The following is a 1,286-nucleotide window of genomic DNA, read 5'->3' on the forward strand; positions in this document are numbered from 1 at the left end:
TGACCTTGCCCGCGAGAAACGTATCCCTTGCCGTGTGATTCAATCCACGCAAGGAGAACGACATGACGAAGACAACGCGGGCGCGCTACACGCTCGAATTCAAGCAAGAAGCGGTGCGGCTGGTCGAGGGTGGCCAGAGCCAGGCCTCAGTGGCCAAGACGCTTGGACTGGTTGAGCAGACGCTGTTCAACTGGGTTAAGGCGAGCCGACAAGGGCAGCTCAAGGGCGCCGACAGCAAGCCGGTGAGCGCCGAGCAGATGGAGATTGCCCGGCTACGTGCCGAGCTGGCCCGGGTGAAGATGGAGCGCGATATCCTGGGAAAAGCGACGGCGTACTTCGCCAAGGGTGCGAAGTGAGGTACGCCTTTATCCAGCGTCATCGCCAGGTGTGGCCGATCACGGTGCAATGCCGGGTGCTGAACGTGAGCGTCAGCGGCTACCACGGGCACGTGGCTCACCAGGCCAGCACGGCGCCGCGTCGGCACCTGAGTGACGAGGCGCTACTGGTGCACATCAAGGCGATCCACGCGCAGACGAAGCGTGCTTACGGCCGACCACGCCTCTGGCGTGAACTGCGCAAGAACGGCGTGCGCGTCGGCAAACAGCGACTGCAGGCGCTGATGCGCCAGCACGGCATTCGCGCCAAGGGCAAGAAGCGGTTCAAGGTCACCACCGACAGCAACCATGACCTGCCTATCGCTCCGAACCTTCTGGACCGCCAGTTCACCGTGGCCGAGCCGGACAAGGTCTGGGTGGGCGACATCACCTACATTCCCACCGACGAAGGTTGGCTGTACCTGGCCGTGGTGATCGACCTGTTCAGCCGTCAGGTTGTGGGTTGGTCGATGCGTGCGGACATGACCCGCGACCTCGTGATCGATGCACTGCGCATGGCATGGTTCAAGCGCCATCCCGACAAGGAAACCGGATTGATCTTTCACAGCGACCGCGGCAGCCAGTATGCCAGTGAGGACTACCGAGACGTGCTCAAGGACTACGGCATCGCCGCTTCGATGAGTCGGCATGGCAACTGCTGGGACAATGCCTGCAGCGAAACGCTGTTCGGCTCACTGAAGGTAGAACGACTGCACGGCCAACGCTTCATCACCCGCCGCCACGCCAAGGATGAAACGATTGCCTGGCTGCTTTGGTACAACCAGTTCCGATTACACTCTACCTTGAACTACATCAGCCCGATGCAGTTCGAGCAACACTGGCTGACCGATCAGGCCAAACAAGCCAGCTCATGACCTCGGTTATGGGGTGCGGAATTCGAGGGCAAGGTCA

At 61.2% G+C, this 1,286-nt stretch carries 1 protein-coding gene; it reads left to right on the plus strand.

Going from position 1 to position 1,286, the window contains the following annotated elements; translation table 11 throughout:
- Positions 1-62: 62 nt before the first annotated feature.
- Positions 63-1,249 (plus strand): IS3 family transposase gene (locus tag RHOFW104R8_RS10870; protein ID WP_153021709.1). Its coding sequence is split into 2 segments (ribosomal slippage): positions 63-318 and positions 318-1,249, totalling 1,188 coding nucleotides; the frame shifts between segments, so codons are not numbered across the junction.
- Positions 1,250-1,286 lie beyond the last annotated feature (37 nt).

Origin of the sequence: Rhodanobacter sp. FW104-R8, assembly GCF_001617365.1 — a bacterium.
Classification (GTDB): Bacteria; Pseudomonadota; Gammaproteobacteria; order Xanthomonadales; family Rhodanobacteraceae; genus Rhodanobacter.